The organism is Legionella fallonii LLAP-10 (genome assembly GCF_000953135.1).
In the GTDB taxonomy this organism is placed as follows: domain Bacteria; phylum Pseudomonadota; class Gammaproteobacteria; order Legionellales; family Legionellaceae; genus Legionella; species Legionella fallonii.
In genome coordinates this window covers 2,675,224-2,695,486 of the sequence record NZ_LN614827.1, presented here as the reverse complement: position 1 = coordinate 2,695,486, position 20,263 = coordinate 2,675,224, and the positions used below count along the sequence as shown (strand labels likewise).

The window sequence follows — 20,263 nt, the reverse complement described above, 5'->3', positions numbered from 1 at the left end:
GTCAAATAACTTCATTCACCATGAATGCTTTTGGCATATTCAGATCCACTGATTGCATCTTCCTCATAAAGCTGTTGTGCTTTTCCGGCAGTATAGCGTGTTTTAGATCGATCATCCGAGGCAAAGGACGCTATTGCTTGCAAAGTTAAAAATGCAAATTTCCAAAGGATTTTCAATGCCATAAAGGCCATGGATTTACGACTTTTGATATTCCTAATCATAAGGAGATTTTCCATGTTAAATAAATATATTCGTTCAACTATTATAGTCATGATTCAGGTTATTCTGCCAGTAGTGCTTCTTTTACTGTTGGCACCACAACTGTTGCAATTTAATCATGAGTTTAATCAAGCCAGTCACTTTTTTCTAACTCATAAAATCGGTTTTCTAGTTACTCATATAACGTTTTATCTGGCATTGCTTGGGTTATGGCCAAGAGTCATCTCTTGCTATGTTCAGCGAAGTAATACCGAAATTCCTACTGAACACATTCAATCTGCTTTAAAAGCTAAATGGTACTTATTGGTTGCAATGGCCTTTTTTGAATTACTAGTTTGGTGGAGATAATAATGGCTGATCATCCCGTTGAAAACTTATTACGTGAACCAACAGAAATCTATACCAGTATTACTTGTACTGCATTAGCTTTACTTGCTGTGACTAAACCTCATTTATTTTTATTAACTCAAGGCATGGGATATTACGCTGGAGTAAGTCTAGGTTGTTTAAGTTTAGTTAGAGGATGGCAAGCACTGAAAATCAAACGCTATCATCGCCGATTAATTACTATGCCGTACTATGCAGTATCAACTACTCAAGTACCTTTATCCCAAAAATGGCTATTCGTTGGAAAGGGCTTTCGTTGGCTACCTCATCATACCCAACGTTTGCATCAGATTAAGCAAATAAAAAATGAATCGTTTATGCAAAGAGGAAAATGCTACAGAACAGTAAGAGAATTTTGCCAAAACCATGAAAAAACAGTATTGGCAAAATTGTTAAGTAGTTCATCTAAACTAAATCCTTTCAGACCAGATCCGCCTGTAGGTGGTAGTCCTTATCTGCATGGATTAGGTGAAAAGGATAGTTCAGTTTATATACCTCAAGACGTGCGTGTAGGTCATACCTTTGTTGTAGGTACAACACGAGTCGGAAAAACAAGGTTGGCCAGTATTCTAATCAATCAGGATATCCGAAATGGTGATGCAGTGATTGTGGTAGATCCCAAGGGGGATCTAGATTTAGTACGTGACATGTATTCAGCCTGTGAGGCATCAGGACGTTTAGATGATTTTCGTATAGTGCATTTAGGCTTTCCCGAATTATCCGCCCATTACAATCCATTAAAAAATTATGATCAGGTTAGTGAGGTTGCAACCCGAATAACTGATGCAATTGCTGCAGAAGGAGAAGGCAAACAATTTGCTGCTTTTGCATGGAAATACGTTAACATAGTCGCAATTTGCTTGGAGGAAATGCAACAGTCTATAACCTATAAATCAATAGCATTCTACATCAGTCGACTAGATCAACTGCTTATGGCCTATTCAGACACAATTATGCCAAATCTTTATCCTGATTATAATGAGCACATAGAAGCTATACTAACTCATCATGAAGAACGTAACAGTCGTAAAAATAAAAATACGGCTCCTATGGATAGACCCAAAGCAGTCGCAGAGTACTTAAAAAATTATATAAATAAAACTATCGCTGCAGGAAATGTTGAAAGCCTTCATGATCAAATCCTAATTGATCTTTATGATGCTGCGATAATGGATAAACATTATTATGACAAAATTACCGCAAGCGTAGGACCAGTCTTATCTGAGATCAATAAAAGTAACGCTTCTGCTATTTTCTCCTTTAATAAAAGTCCTAATGAAATTGAATTAATGACTGCAATTAAGGAAAAAAAAGTCATTTATATAGGCCTAGATAGTCTGACTAATCCGAATATAGCCCAAGCAGTGGGTAAAGCATTCTTATCTGATTTAGTCTCTACTGCAGGAAAGATCTATAAAGAAAGTAATGCTAATTATCGTTTAAATCTACATTGTGATGAGTTATCAGAAATCATACAGGATTCGTTCGTAAAAATTCTTAATAAAGCTGGTGGTGCTGGCTTTCAAGTAACCGCCTATGCGCAAACTATACAAGATATGGAAGTCTCTCTTGGCTCAAAAGCTAAAGCAGCAGTAACCGAGGGTAATTTTAATACACTGATTATGCTTAGAGTTAAAAATGAGGAAACCGCTAATTTATTGGTTAAAGCCTTACCTCAGGTTGGTGTCGTTGATCATACTCAAGTATCTATGGTTAATGATACTCCCAATGGAGAGGATGGGATTTATTTTAATACTACTAATGAAGATCGTGTACAAACTACCTCAGTACCTATGGTTGATGTAAATGACCTTATTTCTTTACCTAAGGGACAAGCTTTTGTTTTGGTGAATGGAGGTGAACTTTATAAAGTCCGAATTCCTTTGCCTTCGAATAATCAAAGATTAATTAAAAACTTCACCAATATTACTAATCTAGTCAATGGTGTTAGGTTTTAAATCCGGTGGCTAAACCACAATACCAACTCAACAGATTCATTTGTGCCGAAACCTGTAAAAACGATTGATGGACAATATGTCGTTACAACTAATATCCTTCAAATCGATTTTGCATTGTTTTTGAATGGCCAAACTCTAAGTTTCACTATACCATAGGACTAGCTATGAACAGATAATGTTCATAAAATTCGTCAATTACTCTTTCTAATTCTGTTAATCAGGCCAATGCCAGGAGGGTGTTTCTAAAATCGATTGACCAAATATTTTTGTTTGCCCCAATTTTTTTTCAAGCTCAATAACATTGCATGACCATTCTTTTCTTAGAATATCAATAAGGGGTAATGCATGAGAGACAACCCAAATTTGTGTTTTTTCAGATGCATGTAAAATCAGTTTCGCTAAAGCGGGTATTAAGTCAGGATGCAAACTTGTCTCAGGTTCATTTAAAATCATGAGCTTTGGTGGTCGTGGAGTTAATAAGGCAGCAGCTAATAATAAATAGCGTAAAGTGCCATCGGAGAATTCTGTGCAAGTTAATGGCCGCAATAAACCTTGTTGAGAAAGTCCTACTGAAAGATAGCCACCATCATGAGAGGTTATTACTAATTTTGTCCCTGGAAACGCATCGCTGATTGTTTGATCAAGTGCCTCATGATCGCCTATTTCTCTAATGGTCTGTAGTGCTGCAGCTAAATCATCACCTTCATTGCTTAAAATAGGTGTTTGTGTACCAATTTGAGTTTTCCGTGCTGGTGCTTCTCTGTCAGTGCGGAAATGATCATAAAACCTCCAATTACGAATAGTCTCTCGTATGTAGCTAATTTCAGGTGTTTCTTTAATATTACCAATTTGAGAAAAAAGGCTATCAAAAATATTTAATTGATTATCTACTACTTGCCAAGCTCGAGAAGGGCGCACCTTTACTATGGGGCCGACTCTATCAACAATCAGACTTGATGGTCTAAAGCATGGACCAGCCCAAATACACTCTCGTTTTATTTCTGGATCTAAGGAAAAAGTAGATCTGGATGGTTTAGGTAAACCCAGCGAAATAGAGTAGCTTAACTCAGGTGTTGAAAAACCAAGCTGCATTCGTACTACTTTTTTGCGAGTACCACCTACAATTTCCGCATCACCTTGTAACATGCTTTTAGACAATGTTTCAGGTCCTGCCCAATAGGTCGAGCTTAATCCCCCTTCCTGCGCTAATGCTTTAATAACACCACCGCTTGCGGTTTGTGAAAGGAGGCGGAGAGCTCGGTAAATATTAGATTTACCACTCCCATTAGGACCTGTAATTACATTAAGTCGACTTAATGGTACTTTCAAATCTAAGATGGAGCGATAATTGTTTATCGATAATGTGGAGATCATTTCAGATACTTAATTAATGAGTTAAAGAACTTTCTTCAAATAAAAACGTTTATGCCCCTCTGGACAATTATCAATAACACCAAATACTTCATAACCAAACTTCAAATAAAAATCTTTAGCCTGCCAATCAAATGTATCGGTCTGAGCAATTAAGCTACCCCGTTTTTTGGCTTCTTGTTCTACTTGTTCTAATAAAAGTGTTCCTAAACCTTTTCTTCTGTACTGCTCTGCAACATAAAACTCACTGAGATAAAGCATTTGCCAGCAAGAAAAAGAATTGATTCCCGCAATAACAGTTCCTTCTTTATCTTTAATATGAAAATTTAGCGGGAGATAATCCATTTTAGAATTATAGTTAACTTGTGTTTTATTGAAATCGCCCAATGTATTATCAATGTATTCTATAACTTCATTGGAGCTTTTAATTATTTCCCATTGCATATTGATAACCCCATTACCCTGTTAAAATATCTTTTTAGACATGCAATTTATTAAGTCGCTCCCAAGATTGGTGAAAAATGCTTAAGAGCTTCTCAGTATCAAACATAATCTTTTTACTATTGGCTGTTTGCATTGAGTGTTTTCGCATAAACGCTATAGAATAAAATAACTTATAAAAATCAAGCCTATCTTGTGCTGATTTATCAAGATTTAAAGCTGCTGCCCAGTAATCAGTATATATAGTATCAAGACCTTCAAGCTCAAGACATGTACTTGTAAGTGCAATCACTAATAACGGGTCACCAAAACAAATTTCATCAACGTCTACAATACCAGCGATCTTACTATCGTATATCAATACGTTGCGCTCACTGGCATCCCATAAAAAAGGCGTTGGTCGAATAATGCTAAAGTTCTCTTTCATTTGTTGAGCCACATTAAGAACTTGGATAACCATATCTGGATTAAAAACAGCATTTTTGGTTATATGCTCTTTGTATAGCCCCAATCTTTTTGTCAAAAATTCATACCATGTTTTTTCTGAGGGGATTACATCGTAACTGTCAAAAATACCATAGCCAGGCCCCTCAGGAAGGCTGGCACATAAAGACTGGATGCGAACCATTTCATTAGCTAAATTGTTTTTTTCTGCATTTGTTAGTTCTTGATAAACATTAATCAGATCATCACCAGGCAAACGAATCATCAGTAATGCAGGAAAAGGGGAATACTTGCCTTCTAAATCTGAATTAATAAATTCAGCTAGAGGGACTCCAAGAGGGATTAGCATTTTCTGCCATGCAATAGCAGCCTGAAATTTATATTTGTGGGTGATATCAGTCAACCGGAGTACATATTCTGCAGCAGTAGTCTTTACCGCATATACAAAATTTTGATCACCAGTTGCTAGTCTTGTCGCAGATAGCACCGGTTCTCCTGTCATTGAATGTACAACAGAAGATGTAATTTGTTCATTGGGTATTGGAGTATCAGTATCCATTAGAATAAGTGCAACTTAATTGAAATTGATTTTCTATACCGTAAGTATACCTTGATCTGCATTTAATAAAACCTCTTTACCAAGAGGTAGCACGCAGCGTCTAGGGATATGCCCATAAGGAAAATTTTTAATACAAGGAACATTTATTCGCGATGACCATTCATCAATTACGTCTTCTACAGTACCATCTCGTTCAGGAAAATAATTTGCTTTACAACGTGCGAATTGCCCAAAAATAACACCGGATACTTGTTTGAAAATTCCCGCTAAATCAAGTTGCGATAACCTGCAGTCCACTTGAAAGGGTTCAGCTCCAACATCTTCGAGTAGTAAAATAGAATCGTTTACAGCTGATTGGTAGGGAGTTCCCAATAGGGCAACCCAGCTTTCTAAATTGCCACCAATTAATGTCCCTTTTGCAGTACCTGGGTACACTGATTGACCTTCATCAATATGAAAAGATTCTCCTTGAAGACATGCAAACAGGGTTCTTTCAATTAAAGGATCTAGCAAGCCATCGTCTAAGTCACCAAATACAAAACCAGTGCAAGAAATAATGCCGGCTTTTTTTTAATAAACCTGATTGCAGGGCTGTGGTATCACTAAAACCCGTTAAGATTTTAGGATTAGCGCGAATCACATCATAATCAAGAAAAGGAAGTATTCTTTGCGAACCATATCCTCCTCCTGTAGCCATGATGGCTTTCACTTCTTGATCGAGAAAAAAATCCATAATGTCTTGGGCTCGGTTTTCGTCATCTCCTGCCATAAAACGTTGTGAATCATGTACATGCTTACCTACTTTTACTTTAAATCCTTTTTGCTGCAAATAGGAAATACCAGATTCAAGTCGTCCTGGCATCATAGGGCTTGAAGGAGTAATCAGACCAATGGTATCGCCTATTCTAAGTGGAGTAATCATGGTTTTTACCTTTTATTTATTCTTTCATCGCTAAAATGACTTGATTTCCAGGTTGATCGATTTTATCTCCAATTATTTTAAAACCAACAGATTTAACTATTTGGCTATTAATGGGAGCAGGGTTCCCGCTATGGTAAAAGCGTTCGCCAAACATTTCAGATTCAATAGTATGCTCATCGATTACGGTCAAGTCGGTGCCCTCAGGTTCTATACCAGTATCTGCAAAGGTGATTAATAGTATGCCTTTAGGTTTTAATAAAGAATGAAGTTTTTTTAAAACTTCTGGATGTTGATTTGCATGGATATGGAATATAGTAAACCAGCAAATAATGGCATCAAAGGTAAGTGTTGTTGAGAATGAAAAGATATCTGTAACAAAAAGTTTTTCTTTCGGAATAATGTGTTTTGCATGCTCAACCTGTTTTGCTGAAATATCTATTCCATGTACATCAAAACCTTTAGAAAGAAGGTATGCTGCAATAGGTTTACCAGAACCACATCCAACATCTAAAATACAGGAGCCTGTTTCCAGATGTGAGATAGCCTCATCAATAGATTCTTGTTCTATATACCATTCTCGTTTTTGATTCCAAACATCGGCTATATTGTCATAACTTTTTTTTATCTTATCGCCAAATTCATTGGTCATTTAAAGAAATCCTTATATAATTCTCTATCTATTGTAGTACAGGGAGAGAGACATGCTGGGCATTATAAGATGTTTTGTTCCTAAATCTAGCAAGACAGGCTGGAACTAAGGCCATTATTCTAAATCGATTAAAACAATTGAGATCTTAATTTGAGCCAATCTAATGATTAAAATCACCAACATTATTTTCCTTTTAATGATCTCTTATGCAACATACTCCTCTCAGAATTCTATTCCTGTATTCGATGCCAAGATTAATGTGGGGAACCATAAGTTACATATAGTGTGCCAGGGTAGAGGGAGTCCTACAGTGATTCTTGAAGCAGGCAGTGGAACAGATTTATCTACATGGTCAAAAGTACAACCTGAGATTGCCAAGTTTACTCGCGTTTGCAGTTATAGTAGAGCAGGGTTGGGGAAAAGCAGCATTCCTAATAATATAATACAGTTCGATGCGCTTAAAACAACGCAAGATTTACATACTTTATTGAACAATCCATTAATCAGAACAAACAGTCCTCCACCCTACATTTTAGTTGGTCATTCTTATGGGGGATTGTACGTACGTAATTTCTTGGAGCAATACCCACAAGAAGTTGCAGGCATGGTTTTAGTTGAAGCAACTTCAGGTACTATGAAAATGAAAGATTATGGCTTTTCTGATGAGCTTGTTAACGCCTTGATCGTTGTTAATGAAAAAAAAGATGCTTATTTAAAGAGTCATGTAGAGGTTAGTGAGAATCAACTGCAAGCTGCCAAACAAAACCCAGAAATCATAGCTAAAATTAAAGTCCAATCAATAGGTAACGATTTCCTACAAAAAATCGATATTTTTCGCAAGATTGAAAGTAAAGACATGGATAATTTGGATAAAATGAATAAAAAAAATCCTCATCTGTTAGGAAATAAGCCTCTAGTTGTTATTATTGCTGAGCAAAATGAGATGATTCATTTTGTTACTCGTTATCGAGAATTAAAATATTTTGTTAGTGCGGTAATTAGTAAACATCAGCGTGGCGCATTTAATGCTATGCTTAATCTTGATCTCAAGAAACCTATAGCATTAGCAAAAGCTGAAAAAATTAAAATGCTTGCGTTATCCACAAATAGCATTCTTAAAATAGTTAAAAAAAGCGGGCATAATATTCACATTGATCAACCAGAAATTTTTATTAAAAGCGTAAAACAGGTTGTTTTCAATATAAGAGGTATTAATAATGAGCAATAAAACGGTCAATCTTGGGTTGCCAATTGAATACCAACAATTACCCCAGTTTTTTGATGCGCATAACATTAATGATAATACCGAAAATAAAAATGCGCTGATCGAAAAGCTTTTAAAAGAGCAAGGAGCTAAAACAATTCTGGACATGACTTGTGGTACTGGTTCGCAAGTGCTCTATTTGGCTCAACATGGATATAAAATTACAGGCAGTGACCTAAGTCCCGCTTTAATTGATTCAGCACGAAATAAAGCCAAGAAAATGAATCTGAATGCTCCGTTCATTGCAGGAGATATGCGCACTATTAATGTAGGAAAATTCGATGCAGTTATAACAATATTTAGTGCTATAGGACATATTAACAAATCAGATTTTGAAATAACTCTTCAAAATATACGCCATAACTTAAATGATGGCGGCATATATATCTTTGATATATTTAACTTACAAGCTCTTACGGACGAGATCATTAAAGATTTTGTTATGGATATCAATAGCGTTGTTGATGGTGTTACATTTCGCAATCAGCAACATTCAGAAATAGACAGAGAAAGTGGCCTGCTTATTTCTCATGATAAATATACGATTACAAAAGAAGGTAGCAAACCGGAATACCATACAAACACTTTTAGTCTACAAATATACACAGCACAAGAATTGCAGAATTTACTGGAAAAAAATGGATTTGAGGTGCTCAACCAGTATGATATGGATGGCCATCAATTTATACCTGATAAAAGTCTTAATATTTTAACCCTAGCCAAAATGAAATAAAAAATGAAACCTTTGATATTTCCTTACCAACTTATTGAATTAACCCATACTCTAGATGAAAACAGTCCCGCCTGGGAGGAAACCTGTGGTTTTTCGTCATCAATAGTATTGGATTACGCTGACTCTACCAGCGAAACCCCATTTCGAGTGCAAAGCCTCACTATGCCCGCAGGGATGGGAACACATATGGATGCCCCCGCGCATTGCTGTCCTGATGGCCTATCTATAGACCAAATTCCGCTGGATCAATTGGTCTCTCCTTGTGTGGTTATTGATGTATCCACAAAAGCGCATGCACTATACAATGTGACACCCCAAGATATTGCTGATTTTGAAAAAACGCATGATCTTATTCAACCTGATTCATTCGTTATCATGAAAACAGGCTGGTCACGTTTCTGGGGTAACCCCCTCCAATATCGTAACAACCATAATTTTCCCTCTGTCTCGGCAGAAACAGCTACCTTGCTGGTGTCACGGGACATTGTGGGTTTAGGCATAGATACCTTATCACCTGACAGGCTAGATGATGGTTATCCTGTGCATCGCATCTTGTTAAATTCAGGACGATACATCGTGGAAAACATTGCAAATAGTGAACAATTACCCTCTATAGGTAGTTTTGTCATGGCCTTCCCATTGAAAATCAAACAAGCAACCGAAGCGCCCATGCGTTTAATTGGATTATTGCCATGAATTCTTCTAATGAACAACTAGAAAACAATCCTGATGCGCAACAAATCAATGCATGTCTTGATGTAGTCACTAAAATTTTAGGTGACAATATTTTGGGCGTTTATCTCTATGGTTCAGCCCTTGTTGGTGGTTTACAAAAATACAGTGACATTGACTTATTCGTTGTAATTAATCATGCCACAACCTTGAGTGAAAAGAATGAATTGACGAAACACCTGCTTCACATATCAGGCCTTTACATGAAAAGCGCAAAACGGCCTCTAGAAATGACGATTGTTGAAAAAGGAGCAGTCAACCCCTGGCATTATCCCCCTCGTTTTGATTTTCAATATGGAGAATGGCTAAGAGCTTCTTTTGAAATGGGTGAGATTGAACCCCCGAATCTTGAAATGCCTGATCTTGCCTTGATTATCACTCAGGTTTTATTGATAAGTCAGACCTTGTTTGGGGAGCAGCCAGAAAAAATTTTAGCGCCAGTTCCCTACGCTGATTTTATTAAAGCGATGCTTCAAGATCTGGATAGACTTGCAGCCGATATCAAAGATGATACTCGAAATGTGCTACTCACCCTGGCACGAATTTGGTGTACTTTAGAAACCAATACAATTTGCTCCAAACCAGATGCAGCGGATTGGGTAATAGAACGGTTGCCAAAAACTTACCAAGCCGTGATGAATAGAGCTAAATCTATCTGCATCGGCGTTGAAAATGAATATTGGGAAGATATCAAAGCATCGTTAGAACCTTGTGCAGATTGGATACTACAGAAAATTAACACAATCAAATTATTCATAAATCCAAACAAAATAGCCTACAAGGTGAGCGAATGAAAGAACTTACTTTTTTAAGGGTTATTAACACGATGAGCAAAAGCGCGCTGCGGCAGTTAAAACCTTTAATTTATCGTTTGAAGAATGGTACCAATCCGGCTATTGGCGAGATAAATACATCCCCTATACCTTGTTCGATGAAAACCAGTTGATGTTTCCACTGTTATCACACGCATAGAGCATGGGCTTTTGAATTGGAAGAATAGAATGAAGAAAACCATTTTTGATGACATTGAGCATTTAGAGAAAGAAGCCGTTATTTTTGGTCTACAATGGGAAACCAAATCCCAAATAATGGCGCAAATTCGCAGTGAGTGCCTAGAAATTGAAGAGCATCTGGAGGAAAAAGACAAAAGAGAATCCTTGCAGGATGAAATAGGCGATTTACTGCATGCAGTATTTTCTTTATGCACTTATTGTAACTTTGATACCGAGCTTACCCTGCGCAAAAGCCTGGATAAATTTGAACATCGTTTAAATGCAATGAAGACCATTGCTAAAGAGCAGGGCTTGGAAAATCTACAAGGCAAATCTTTTGATGAGTTAATGCGTTACTGGGATTTGGCAAAACAAAGAACCCTGATTCCAGAAATTGCAGGTGTTTGTGGCACCAAAAAGGCGCTCCACCTATGGGAAAAAGTAAAGCAGAAAGAGTTAATTTTAAATAATGTCTGGTGCAGTCAATGCAGTGGAGTATGCAGAATGATATCACCTGTTGCTATAGAAAATGGTAGGACAATTACGCTTGAAGGCGAATGTGCAACGTGTGGTGCCAAGGTTGCAAGATATCTGGAAGAAGCATGAAAAATAATGATGCTGCGACCCAATGGGCATTGGATTATCTGGAATCTCATGATTGCAAACTGGTTGCCATTCAAAAAATAGTTGAACCAGCCCATTCGATTGTGAAAAAAATAAGTACTTCTCAAGGCGTTTTCTATCTGAAACAAACGCCACCCGCGCTATTTCTTGAACCCGACACAATTTCCTTGCTCCAAGATCAAGGATGTCAACATATCCCAACCGTCATTGCAAAAAATGACCGCTATCATTGCTTTTTGACAGCCGCTTGTGGCGATGTCTCTTTACGCGTTCAGTTTTCAAAGGACAGTATTGATATGGATTTATTGGCGCGTGGCATTAGCCATTATGTGTCTATTCAGAGAACCTTAGAAAATGATACACCTAAGCTGATTGCCTTCGGCCTCCACGATTGGCGGCTTGATAAATTTCCTTTGTTGTACCGCGAGCTTATACAAGAAACAGATCTCTTGATTGCTGATGGCTTATCTCAAAAAGAAATCACTACGCTTAATCAGGCTTATGATCTCTGTGTAGAACAATGTGAACGGCTGTCACAGTATAAGATCCCTGAAACCATCAATCATTGCGATTTCCATGATAACAATATTCTACTTGACTCAAAAACAGGAGAGCTAAGCATTATTGATTGGGGAGAAACAGTGATTGGCCATCCATTTTTCTCGCTAAATACTTGCTTATGGAACCTGACTTATTTCCACAACGTAAAGCCGGATGACTTTCGGTATCAAACATTACAACGGTTCTGTGTTTCCTCCTGGTTAGATAGCCATGAAGAAAGCGATTTAATAACGGCTTTCACGATCACTAACGATCTTTTGGGTGTTTTCGCAGCCTTGAGTTACAAGCGCATGTATGATGCAACTTCAAACCAGTCAAAGACAGTCCAAGAAGAACATCCTGGCTCGATAGCTGGCTGTTTAAGAAGCTTCTTAAACAGATAGCTACTGGTAATCTGGGTTTTATGTACTCTGCGTCACTGCAATTTATTAGCAGTGACGCAGAACAACAGCCTTGATTTCACCCAGTAAAATCAACACATTCAGCCATTTTATCCTATCGGACCAAATCCGATAGGATAAAATTTCCTTTCAAAACCCCTTGCCCAGCAAGCACCATTTTGATAGTTTTAAATCAAGCATAACTGATGAGCCTGGGTAGTTCAGGCGAAACCTTATTGAGGTCTTATGCTAAGCCATCCTGTTCCCTAACCTAGTGGCTGGACGTTTGAGTCGGGAAACCCTTCATGGATATCTGCCGTTCGGCAGCGTAGATTTCTTTAGAAATTTACTGTCATCACAACATTTTGTAATGACTCAGTCTAAGCGCAGAGTACTTCTTTGCGTATTCATTTACCTATTTAAATAAAAAAGGAGAACAATACTAAAAAACCGCAGTAAATCGGCAATATCGTTTGCCTTATAACGATTGATTTGCCCCCCAGTTGGAGCCTTGTGGCGTAAGCCTGGTATCGCTTTTGAGTGAGCCGCTCGATCAACACTAAACCAAAGTCAGGGCAAGTATTTTTAGAGAACAATATCATGCGAAAAGAGTCTTTGAGGCGATCTGCCAATCGCTACTTAAAATCGGATACACGAGGCAGCTTCAAGGATAAACAAAATCGAGCTTTCGTCATTCACAAAATGATTGATGATTTATTCACGAATGGTGAGATCCCCAGTTCTTGGTCTGTTTTAAAAATTCAGCATATCCAGAACCTGATTCAGCTTTGGCAAGACAATAAAGTTAAGCCTGCTACTATTATGGATTACATGACCACGATACGAAGTTTCTTAAACAACATCGATTGTCCATTACAAGGAATCGATAATAAATCCTTGGGATTGGGTCGAATTTATTCTTCCAAAAGAAAAAAAATAGTTCCAACAGATATTTGGACCAATATAAATGAGCCGGTCGCGCAAATTATTATGGCCTTTCAAATCCAATTCGGTTTGACCTTCAATGAATCTATTAATCTAAGACCAGACATACATATCAAAGAACACAAACTTTTGCTCACCCGTGAAGTTGCCTTTAATTCAGAGGATAGAAAAATCCCCATTCGTCATGAGAGCCAACTCGTGAGCATTCAGGCATTGATTCAATACAGCAAAGGCCGCCAAAGTTTGGTTGATATGCATCGCTATAATACCATTCGCACTCTTTGGGGTATGGCACTAAGTGCTTATAAATTACCAACCAATAAAACCTACCGATACCTTTATGCTCAACAATTAAAAAAAGAACTACAGCCAATTCTTGGTAATTACCAAACGAATTGGCTCATTCGCGATGAAATGGGGATTAAATCCCCTAATACACTATGGCTCTACTTAAATGAGTAAATCAAAATTAAAAAGTGCCCAGTTCTCCATTAATGAATGCGTTAAAAGTATCAAGGTATACTCCTTTGCCAGCAAAGCCGATATGCGCCATATGCTAAATCGCTGCATTAAGGACTTACATGAATTAGGATACCAGGTAGGGCACATTAATGGCCTCAAACCCAAGCATATTCATATCTTGGTCGAGCATTGGAAAACCCAGGACAAAAATCCTGCAACAATAAAAAACTACATGGCAAAATTACGTAAACTAAGCATTTTGCTGGATAAGCCTCATTTGGTTAAACCCGATAATGACGCTTATCAAATTCCAAAGCGTAGCTACATCCCTACTCACAGCAAAGCCATACATCAGATAGATTTTTCAAAATGTACTGATCCTATGATTCAATTATCCCTTGAAGCCCAATCGCTTTTTGGATTACGTCGGGAAGAATCAATGAAATTGATTATCAGCGAGGCCTGGCAAGGTGATTGTCTTAAAATAAAACCTAGCTGGACAAAGGGAGGTATTGGGCGAATCGTTGAAATCACCAATGAGGAGCAACGTAAGTGGATTGCTAAAGTCATACAGTTAGCCCCAGTAGGTTACTCTTTGATTCCTAAAGATAGAACCTACAAGCAGCACCTTAGTCAGTATCAAGTTCAAACACAAAGAATGGGCCTTAGCAAATGTCATGGCCTACGCCATGCCTATGCTCAGAGGCTATATGTGGAATTGACCAAAAGGTTTGACGTAACCGGGAAGGGATTAACTTGTCCAATTAATGGGGGTACTTCTTCAAGAAATCTCAGGGGCCAAGAGCGTGAATGGGATAGAGGAGCAAGGGAGATAATCAGCCGCCAATTAGGCCATTCTCGTTTGGCTATTACTAAAGTCTATTGTGGAAAGTAAGTGATTATGTAAAGTAGTTCAATAAAATCTAATAATTTCATGGCTCATCCACCAAATTACATTACATAATATCTAAAAAATTACAGGTGGTTCTCGATTAAAATAGCGCATGTATGTGTCCTCTATAAAGATTGCAGCCACTGCAATAATGATTTATTTTCTTTCCATGAAGGTATTTTTGGTATTGGTGCCGTACTGACTTTTTCAATTGCTGCTCGTTTCATTTCAAGATTAGCTCTGGCATAAATCTCTGTGGTTTTTATGTCTACGTGGCCTAAGAAGTCGCGAATAATATCTAAAGAGACGCCACCTTGTAGCAAATGCATACCTTTTGTATGTCGAAGCGTATGCGGACTGATTCTTTGTTTATACTGGGGAGAAGCTTCACGTACTAACCGTTCATATTTTTGTAGAATATAATTAACCCCTACACGTGTTAATTTGTTACCTTGATTGTTCCGGAACAATGGATAATCAAACGTCTCAGGAAGCAATAAATTATTTTCATGCAAATAGCTCTGCAAAAGGTTAGCTGTATTATCCATAAGAGGAACTACACGTATTTTTCTTCCTTTGCCTAAAATACGAACTTGGGCTGGCGTCTTTAATCGTACATCGCCCACGGTAAGGTCAATTAATTCCTGAACTCGCGCACCAGTATCGTAAAGAGTACTTAATAGCACAACATCTCTCCTACCCTCAGGTTTTCCAAGATTTGGTTGTGCTAAAAGAGCAGCAAGATGATCTTTAGAGAGATAGCTCACTTCAGGACGGACAAACCGGCGCAACGGAATGGCCAGTATCCGCTGGCATTGCAGCAAATATAGTGGATCTTCTACTTGAATATACCGAAAAAATGCATGCAGTGTGGTTAGACGATGATTTAATGTGCGTGGCGTACAGTGTCGATCTTTTTCAATATGATCGAGAAATGCCTCTATTAAAACCACATCAACCTGTTCAAGTTGTAGTTTTTCAATCGGAATATTTTTTACATCACGACAAAATCGCAATAGTAGAATAAAGACATCACGGTATGCTTTTATAGTATTCGGGCTTAAGTTCCTTTGGCCAGCCAGATAGTTGCTCAAGAAGCGGCTTAAATAAATTGAAAAATCTGTTGGTTTCATGATTGTCTCCCTTTTGGTATTACACCGCCAAACTGTTCATTCATGCGTTCAGTCAGGTTAGGAAATAACTCAGCAGTCAGATGAAGATATTTCTGTGTACCTGTAAAATTTTTATGGCCAAGATAGGCTACAAGAAAAGGTAGCTTCGCATTCAGATCACAACCTTCCTCATACCACTGAACCAGTCTGTGTACCGCAAAAGTGTGGCGAAGATCATGGACTCTTGGTCCTTTCCCTCTGCCTCCATGAGGAATACCACATTGGAGTAACATCTTTCGGAATAAGGTATAAATGGTTCCTTTGCCCCAACAACTTCCTGACGGTGAGGGGAAAAAGAAAGTGTCTTCAGTTCGTTTTTCCAGAGAGTTAGTATCTATGCTTTCAGCATATACTCGCAAGCGTTCTACCATGTCCAACGCAGGTGGAACCAGCCGGTCTTTACCATGCTTACCTTCTCGAATAGTGATAACACCTTGTTTCAAATCAACATCACGAACACGTAAATTCAATACCTCACTTAATCGAAATCCACATCCATACAATAAGCGAAATATCTCTGGAATAATAAGATGTCGCAGGGGCGAACTTGCTGCTGGCTTAAGTTGATCTACAGCATGAAGAATTTTTTGAATCTCAATTTGTGTAAAAATATAGGGTGAGAAAGCATATGACCGTTGAGCGCCAAAGCGATAAGGAGGTACATAGGCTGGGTAACCCAATCGTATCATTAATCGCGCAAGTTGCCGAACGAGAATAATTCGACGTTGTTGTGTTGAAGCTTGCTCATCAGGTTGTTTCTCCAGCCATTGCAATACAAGTTCTTTAGGTAACTCATTTTGCTTTATTGTCGTATGGCACAGGAAGTGATCAAAGCACTTTAAAATACGGTCTAGTTTTTCATATTTATATCCACTGGCTCGTTTTTCCAGAATCAGTTGATTCATCATTGGTGCAAGTGGGCTTTCAAACTGAATAGCTTTGCTGTTAGTTGACATGATTCACCTCATTGATACTCAATGCCACTTGACGTAATGTTTCAACGCTCGCTTTAGCGTAGATCATCGTTGTATTCATGGAGGCATGACCTAAAATATCAGCAATCAGCGAAAATGGAATATTATCCTCTAGCAAATAAGTGGCTAAACTATGTCGAAGTGAATGCAGACCTTGGTGTTGTTGGCTTCTAAATTTAATACCAGATAAATCGCGCCAGTATCTAACTATGTTATAAAAATGAGTATTTTTGCTATAGGGAGTGAAAGGCTGTGTTAACTTCAGAAATACTTGCCTATAATTTGTTTCGGGACGAGCGAATTTAATATAATCGATCAGAGCATTACCCACTTCATTGGTTAAAGGGAGACATAAAGGAGCTTTAGTTTTGCCTTGAGTGATTGAGATCATTTCTGCTTCCCAGTCAATATTATCTAATGTAAGCTCACGAATATCCCCTAACCTTAACCCTAATCGGCAGGCCAGTAGCAACATAGCGTAATCACGTTTTCCTCTGGGTGAGCTTCTATCGACTGTATCAAGTAATTTAGTTATCAATTCGCGGTCCCAAACGGATGGTATTTTTGCCTGATAAGGAACAGAAACACTAGGTACTGACTGGCTCAAATCATTTTTCAAGTCACCTCGATAAATCAGGAATTTGAAGTACATACGTAGATAGGAAGCAATTCCTGAAATAGTTTTTTTACTGTAACGCGATAATGAACAGATAAAATCGGATATGTCTTTGGGTTGTATCTGGCGAAATGTTTTAATATCTCGTTTTCCCATGAAATCAAGAAATAAACTTATTTGGCTAATAGATACACTTGCAGTGTTGGGACTCAAGTAACGTTTCTCTATGCAATATTTTTTATATTCATATAGACTTTTCTGCATTGCAAATGGGATTTCGAGTTTGTCTAATACAATTTTGCAACGCTCGAAATAGCCAAAACGGGCATAATTCCACAGTATTTTAAGGCTAAATTCTGCATGTCTTCGCCAATCATTGTATGCAGCAGTTGGCAAATCAGAGCGAATATCATAAAGTGCTAAAAATTCAAGAATAAGCTTTTCACAAAGCTGATTTTTGAAGCCATACTTTTTGGCAAACGTTATTAGCCTTGTCCAAGTGGACTGATAACGACGAATTGAGCGAGCGTTATATTTAAGTACTTGTAATTGACTTAAAGCACCAAAAACTAATTCATCTAGTGATAACTTTTTTGATTTAACCTTATTCATAGATAATCCTCCTTTAAGTGCGGCGGTCTTTTATGGCCGCATAGAAGGATTATCGGAGATATTATGCAAAGTATTTAGGCATCTATATATTGATAGTACTGTTCTTTTTCGAGTTACTTTACATAATCACTTACTTTCCACAATAAGTTTTATGGAAAGCTTTGCATAAAAGTTATTGCGGTTAATAGGTTTTTATGAACGGTAGCTATATAACCATTCCGATTTTAATGGGCTTAGCTAGAAATTACTGTATATAATATTTTAAAATTCAAAGTGGGCTTCAAAGAGCTAATTGCTCTATACTTCTCATAACAAAAATACTGATAACCAAATAGACCAAAACAGGATTTATATAATTGTAATTATCACATGAGACCTTAATGACAAAAATGCAAATAGATAAACCACCAAAGTTTAGTAGCTTTTTTTTCGAAATAGCGTCTCCTTATCGTAAGTGGTTTTTTGCTATGCTGCTTGTGGGTATTTATTCATCAATCCATAATGTGTTAAATCCCTATGTTTTAAAACTTCTCTTGGATGCAGCAGCCCACACCGATAATAAAAATTTTCTAGATGTTTGTCTGAAACCAGCACTATTGCTCATCATTCTGGGATTTATAATTACTTTTATATGGCGTTTTTATAATTATATCGTTTTACAGTCCATACCAAAATTGAAAGCAGATATCATTGAGGTTACCACCTCATATTTGCGAGGCCAATCATACGTTTTTTTTCAAGATAATTTAAGTGGTTCCATTAGTACAAAAATTTCTGATTTAACAAGTAACATCCAGAACATTGTTAATGCCTGGTTTAATATATTAAGACAAGGTTTAACCATTATCCTTTCTATTTTCATGGTAGGTTTGGTGAGTCCTTATTTCAGCTTAATTTTTTTCGTTATCTCAATAGCATTTATTGTTACAGCATATTATTGTTCTAACAGCATTAAACCTTATGCCCGTGCCTATGCTGAAGCACGAGCTAAAAATGTTGGGAACATAGTTGATTGTTTTTCCAATGCGTTGAATATGCTTTTATTTGCTCGAGAGAACTATGAAGCGCAATACTTAGAAAAAACAACAGTTAGTACTGTTGAAAAAGATAAATCCATGCAATTCAAAAATATGCTAAATGCTTCGGTACTTGGTGGGTTTGCCTGGATTTTACAGGGATCATCTATACTGTTACTGCTTTTTCTTGGTAACAAAGGGGCGATTTCTGTTGGGGATTTTGCTTTTATCTTTATATTAGCAATTACAGTTATTGATCAAATATGGGTTCTTACCGAAAGCTTATTGGTTGTAGGTGAACAAGCAGGATTATGTCAACAAGCCATAGATACGATTTTTACAAAGCATTACCAAAGAGCCAATCCATCAGCGCCCAGACTTAATATTAGTAATGCTGAAATTATCATTGAGAATGTTAATTTTGGATATAAATCTGATGATATTGTTATTAAAGATTTAAACATCCATATATCGGGTGGCTCTAAAGTCGGTTTAGTTGGGTACAGCGGAGCTGGAAAGAGTACATTGGTTCAATTAATCATGCGTCTTTATGATGTACATAAGGGAAAAATATTTATTGACCAGCAAGATATAAGCACGATAAATAAACAAAGCTTGCGAGAAAATATAGCATTTATCCCTCAACACCCTGGCTTGTTTCATCGAACTGTTTATGAAAACATATTGTATGGCAGAGTTGATGCTTCTTATGAGGAGGTTATGAATGCTGCTAAAAAGGCTCATGCACATGAGTTTATTCTTAACTTGCCACAAGGATATGATACCCCAGTTGGAGAAAGAGGTATAAAATTGTCCGGCGGCCAATGTCAAAGAATTGCGATTGCAAGAGCCGTCTTAAAAGATGCACCTATTTTGATATTAGATGAAGCCACAAGTTCTCTGGATTCTTTAACAGAAAAACTGATACAAGAGTCTTTACAAATTGCAATGAGTAATAGAACTGTTATTGTGATTGCCCATAGACTATCAACAATTTTAGCTATGGATAATATTTTAGTTATGGACAAAGGCAAAATTATCGAAATTGGCAGTCATAAACAATTAATCGATGCGGGAGGTTTTTATAAAGCATTATGGGACGCACAAAGCGGACATAGTTTTATTTAACTTGCTATAATTTGCTCCTTCGCAAGGGCTATTGAACTAAACCTTATATGCTACTGCGCAAAATTGGTACCTTGGATGTTAAAATAGAACTTTTTTTAGTTAAAAGTAAATTTAAATATCATTTAATGTCAAACAGATTCATTTGATAACAGCCTCTGAAAATGTATTGATTTTCCAATAATGTTAGATAGAATTGAAAACAACACAACT

General features: G+C 37.3%; 22 protein-coding genes. 12 read left to right on the top strand and 10 right to left on the bottom strand.

Annotation, left to right across the window (positions count from 1 at the left end; all coding sequences use genetic code 11):
• Positions 1 to 11: 11 nt before the first annotated feature.
• The gene (locus LFA_RS11035) at positions 12 to 221 is read right to left on the bottom strand and encodes a hypothetical protein (protein ID WP_045096233.1); all 210 of its coding nucleotides are present in this window, start codon (positions 219 to 221) and stop codon (positions 12 to 14) included.
• 13 nt (positions 222 to 234) lie between these two features.
• Between LFA_RS11035 and LFA_RS11030 the strand changes: the two genes are divergently transcribed.
• Entirely contained in the window at positions 235 to 567 is a 333-nt protein-coding gene (locus LFA_RS11030) for a hypothetical protein (protein WP_045096232.1), read from the top strand.
• Between the two features lie 2 nt (positions 568 to 569).
• Positions 570 to 2,564: a type IV conjugative transfer system coupling protein TraD gene (traD, locus tag LFA_RS11025; protein WP_045096231.1), complete on the top strand. Its 1,995-nt coding sequence runs from the start codon at positions 570 to 572 to the stop codon at positions 2,562 to 2,564.
• A 213-nt stretch (positions 2,565 to 2,777) separates the two neighbouring features.
• On the opposite strand, the gene LFA_RS11020 is transcribed toward traD, so the two are convergent.
• Genes LFA_RS11020 through LFA_RS18905 form a run of 6 tightly spaced genes read right to left on the bottom strand, consistent with a single transcriptional unit; the run spans position 2,778 to position 6,950 of the window.
• Positions 2,778 to 3,938, bottom strand: coding sequence for an AAA family ATPase (locus LFA_RS11020; RefSeq protein ID WP_045096230.1), 1,161 nt, complete (start codon positions 3,936 to 3,938; stop codon positions 2,778 to 2,780).
• 21 nt (positions 3,939 to 3,959) lie between these two features.
• Entirely contained in the window at positions 3,960 to 4,379 is a 420-nt protein-coding gene (locus LFA_RS11015; RefSeq protein WP_045096229.1) for a GNAT family N-acetyltransferase, read from the bottom strand.
• Positions 4,380 to 4,413: 34 nt separating this feature from the next.
• A complete protein-coding gene (locus LFA_RS11010) occupies positions 4,414 to 5,379 on the bottom strand; it encodes a phosphotransferase family protein (protein WP_045096228.1) in 966 nt (321 codons plus the stop codon).
• Positions 5,380 to 5,412: 33 nt separating this feature from the next.
• A complete protein-coding gene (locus LFA_RS20555) occupies positions 5,413 to 5,892 on the bottom strand; it encodes a S66 peptidase family protein (protein WP_045096227.1) in 480 nt (159 codons plus the stop codon).
• 13 nt (positions 5,893 to 5,905) lie between these two features.
• Positions 5,906 to 6,301 (bottom strand): LD-carboxypeptidase, encoded by a 396-nt coding sequence (locus tag LFA_RS20550; protein ID WP_331709334.1) that lies wholly within the window; start codon positions 6,299 to 6,301, stop codon positions 5,906 to 5,908.
• A 16-nt stretch (positions 6,302 to 6,317) separates the two neighbouring features.
• Positions 6,318 to 6,950 (bottom strand): class I SAM-dependent methyltransferase, encoded by a 633-nt coding sequence (locus LFA_RS18905; protein ID WP_052673944.1) that lies wholly within the window; start codon positions 6,948 to 6,950, stop codon positions 6,318 to 6,320.
• Between the two features lie 163 nt (positions 6,951 to 7,113).
• On the opposite strand from LFA_RS18905, the gene LFA_RS18900 reads away from it, so the two are divergent.
• From LFA_RS18900 to LFA_RS10955, 9 genes are all read left to right on the top strand, one after another.
• A complete protein-coding gene (locus LFA_RS18900) occupies positions 7,114 to 8,178 on the top strand; it encodes an alpha/beta fold hydrolase (protein WP_052673943.1) in 1,065 nt (354 codons plus the stop codon).
• Positions 8,168 to 8,947, top strand: a complete 780-nt coding sequence (locus LFA_RS18895; protein WP_052673942.1) for a class I SAM-dependent methyltransferase — start codon at positions 8,168 to 8,170, stop codon at positions 8,945 to 8,947. Before LFA_RS18900 ends, LFA_RS18895 begins: the two co-directional genes overlap by 11 nt.
• Before the next feature lie 12 nt (positions 8,948 to 8,959).
• Complete coding sequence (locus LFA_RS10980; RefSeq protein ID WP_045097560.1) at positions 8,960 to 9,643, top strand: cyclase family protein; 684 nt, start codon at positions 8,960 to 8,962, stop codon at positions 9,641 to 9,643.
• The gene (locus LFA_RS10975) at positions 9,640 to 10,473 is read left to right on the top strand and encodes an aminoglycoside adenylyltransferase family protein (RefSeq protein ID WP_045096226.1); all 834 of its coding nucleotides are present in this window, start codon (positions 9,640 to 9,642) and stop codon (positions 10,471 to 10,473) included. Before LFA_RS10980 ends, LFA_RS10975 begins: the two co-directional genes overlap by 4 nt.
• Complete coding sequence (locus tag LFA_RS20180) at positions 10,470 to 10,625, top strand: hypothetical protein (protein WP_197541186.1); 156 nt, start codon at positions 10,470 to 10,472, stop codon at positions 10,623 to 10,625. Before LFA_RS10975 ends, LFA_RS20180 begins: the two co-directional genes overlap by 4 nt.
• Positions 10,626 to 10,680: 55 nt before the next feature.
• Complete coding sequence (locus LFA_RS10970) at positions 10,681 to 11,277, top strand: MazG nucleotide pyrophosphohydrolase domain-containing protein (RefSeq protein WP_045096225.1); 597 nt, start codon at positions 10,681 to 10,683, stop codon at positions 11,275 to 11,277.
• Positions 11,274 to 12,239 (top strand): aminoglycoside phosphotransferase family protein, encoded by a 966-nt coding sequence (locus tag LFA_RS10965; RefSeq protein ID WP_045096224.1) that lies wholly within the window; start codon positions 11,274 to 11,276, stop codon positions 12,237 to 12,239. The genes LFA_RS10970 and LFA_RS10965 overlap by 4 nt, the downstream gene beginning before the upstream one ends.
• 597 nt (positions 12,240 to 12,836) lie before the next feature.
• On the top strand, positions 12,837 to 13,643 hold the full coding sequence (locus LFA_RS10960; RefSeq protein ID WP_045096223.1) for a phage integrase N-terminal domain-containing protein: 807 nt from the start codon (positions 12,837 to 12,839) through the stop codon (positions 13,641 to 13,643).
• Positions 13,636 to 14,538: a phage integrase N-terminal domain-containing protein gene (locus LFA_RS10955; RefSeq protein ID WP_045096222.1), complete on the top strand. Its 903-nt coding sequence runs from the start codon at positions 13,636 to 13,638 to the stop codon at positions 14,536 to 14,538. The genes LFA_RS10960 and LFA_RS10955 overlap by 8 nt, the downstream gene beginning before the upstream one ends.
• 122 nt (positions 14,539 to 14,660) lie before the next feature.
• Here the strand turns inward: LFA_RS10955 and LFA_RS10950 are convergent, their stop codons facing one another.
• Genes LFA_RS10950 through LFA_RS18890 form a run of 3 tightly spaced genes read right to left on the bottom strand, consistent with a single transcriptional unit; the run spans position 14,661 to position 17,909 of the window.
• On the bottom strand, positions 14,661 to 15,668 hold the full coding sequence (locus LFA_RS10950) for a site-specific integrase (RefSeq protein WP_006871350.1): 1,008 nt from the start codon (positions 15,666 to 15,668) through the stop codon (positions 14,661 to 14,663).
• On the bottom strand, positions 15,665 to 16,663 hold the full coding sequence (locus LFA_RS10945) for a tyrosine-type recombinase/integrase (protein ID WP_006871349.1): 999 nt from the start codon (positions 16,661 to 16,663) through the stop codon (positions 15,665 to 15,667). Before LFA_RS10945 ends, LFA_RS10950 begins: the two co-directional genes overlap by 4 nt.
• The gene (locus tag LFA_RS18890; protein ID WP_006871348.1) at positions 16,653 to 17,909 is read right to left on the bottom strand and encodes a site-specific integrase; all 1,257 of its coding nucleotides are present in this window, start codon (positions 17,907 to 17,909) and stop codon (positions 16,653 to 16,655) included. Before LFA_RS18890 ends, LFA_RS10945 begins: the two co-directional genes overlap by 11 nt.
• Positions 17,910 to 18,289: 380 nt before the next feature.
• On the opposite strand from LFA_RS18890, the gene LFA_RS10935 reads away from it, so the two are divergent.
• A complete protein-coding gene (locus LFA_RS10935; RefSeq protein ID WP_084602166.1) occupies positions 18,290 to 20,053 on the top strand; it encodes an ABC transporter ATP-binding protein in 1,764 nt (587 codons plus the stop codon).
• Positions 20,054 to 20,263: the final 210 nt, after the last annotated feature.

Coding starts and splice junctions, on each gene's coding strand:
- LFA_RS11035 (WP_045096233.1), bottom strand. CDS start 221: ATGATTAGGAATATCAAAAGTCGTAAATCCATGGCCTTTATGGCATTG.
- LFA_RS11030 (WP_045096232.1), top strand. CDS start 235: ATGTTAAATAAATATATTCGTTCAACTATTATAGTCATGATTCAGGTT.
- traD (WP_045096231.1), top strand. CDS start 570: ATGGCTGATCATCCCGTTGAAAACTTATTACGTGAACCAACAGAAATC.
- LFA_RS11020 (WP_045096230.1), bottom strand. CDS start 3,938: ATGATCTCCACATTATCGATAAACAATTATCGCTCCATCTTAGATTTG.
- LFA_RS11015 (WP_045096229.1), bottom strand. CDS start 4,379: ATGCAATGGGAAATAATTAAAAGCTCCAATGAAGTTATAGAATACATT.
- LFA_RS11010 (WP_045096228.1), bottom strand. CDS start 5,379: ATGGATACTGATACTCCAATACCCAATGAACAAATTACATCTTCTGTT.
- LFA_RS20550 (WP_331709334.1), bottom strand. CDS start 6,301: ATGATTACTCCACTTAGAATAGGCGATACCATTGGTCTGATTACTCCT.
- LFA_RS18905 (WP_052673944.1), bottom strand. CDS start 6,950: ATGACCAATGAATTTGGCGATAAGATAAAAAAAAGTTATGACAATATA.
- LFA_RS18900 (WP_052673943.1), top strand. CDS start 7,114: ATGATTAAAATCACCAACATTATTTTCCTTTTAATGATCTCTTATGCA.
- LFA_RS18895 (WP_052673942.1), top strand. CDS start 8,168: ATGAGCAATAAAACGGTCAATCTTGGGTTGCCAATTGAATACCAACAA.
- LFA_RS10975 (WP_045096226.1), top strand. CDS start 9,640: ATGAATTCTTCTAATGAACAACTAGAAAACAATCCTGATGCGCAACAA.
- LFA_RS20180 (WP_197541186.1), top strand. CDS start 10,470: ATGAAAGAACTTACTTTTTTAAGGGTTATTAACACGATGAGCAAAAGC.
- LFA_RS10970 (WP_045096225.1), top strand. CDS start 10,681: ATGAAGAAAACCATTTTTGATGACATTGAGCATTTAGAGAAAGAAGCC.
- LFA_RS10965 (WP_045096224.1), top strand. CDS start 11,274: ATGAAAAATAATGATGCTGCGACCCAATGGGCATTGGATTATCTGGAA.
- LFA_RS10960 (WP_045096223.1), top strand. CDS start 12,837: ATGCGAAAAGAGTCTTTGAGGCGATCTGCCAATCGCTACTTAAAATCG.
- LFA_RS10955 (WP_045096222.1), top strand. CDS start 13,636: ATGAGTAAATCAAAATTAAAAAGTGCCCAGTTCTCCATTAATGAATGC.
- LFA_RS10950 (WP_006871350.1), bottom strand. CDS start 15,668: ATGAAACCAACAGATTTTTCAATTTATTTAAGCCGCTTCTTGAGCAAC.
- LFA_RS10945 (WP_006871349.1), bottom strand. CDS start 16,663: ATGTCAACTAACAGCAAAGCTATTCAGTTTGAAAGCCCACTTGCACCA.
- LFA_RS18890 (WP_006871348.1), bottom strand. CDS start 17,909: ATGAATAAGGTTAAATCAAAAAAGTTATCACTAGATGAATTAGTTTTT.
- LFA_RS10935 (WP_084602166.1), top strand. CDS start 18,290: ATGACAAAAATGCAAATAGATAAACCACCAAAGTTTAGTAGCTTTTTT.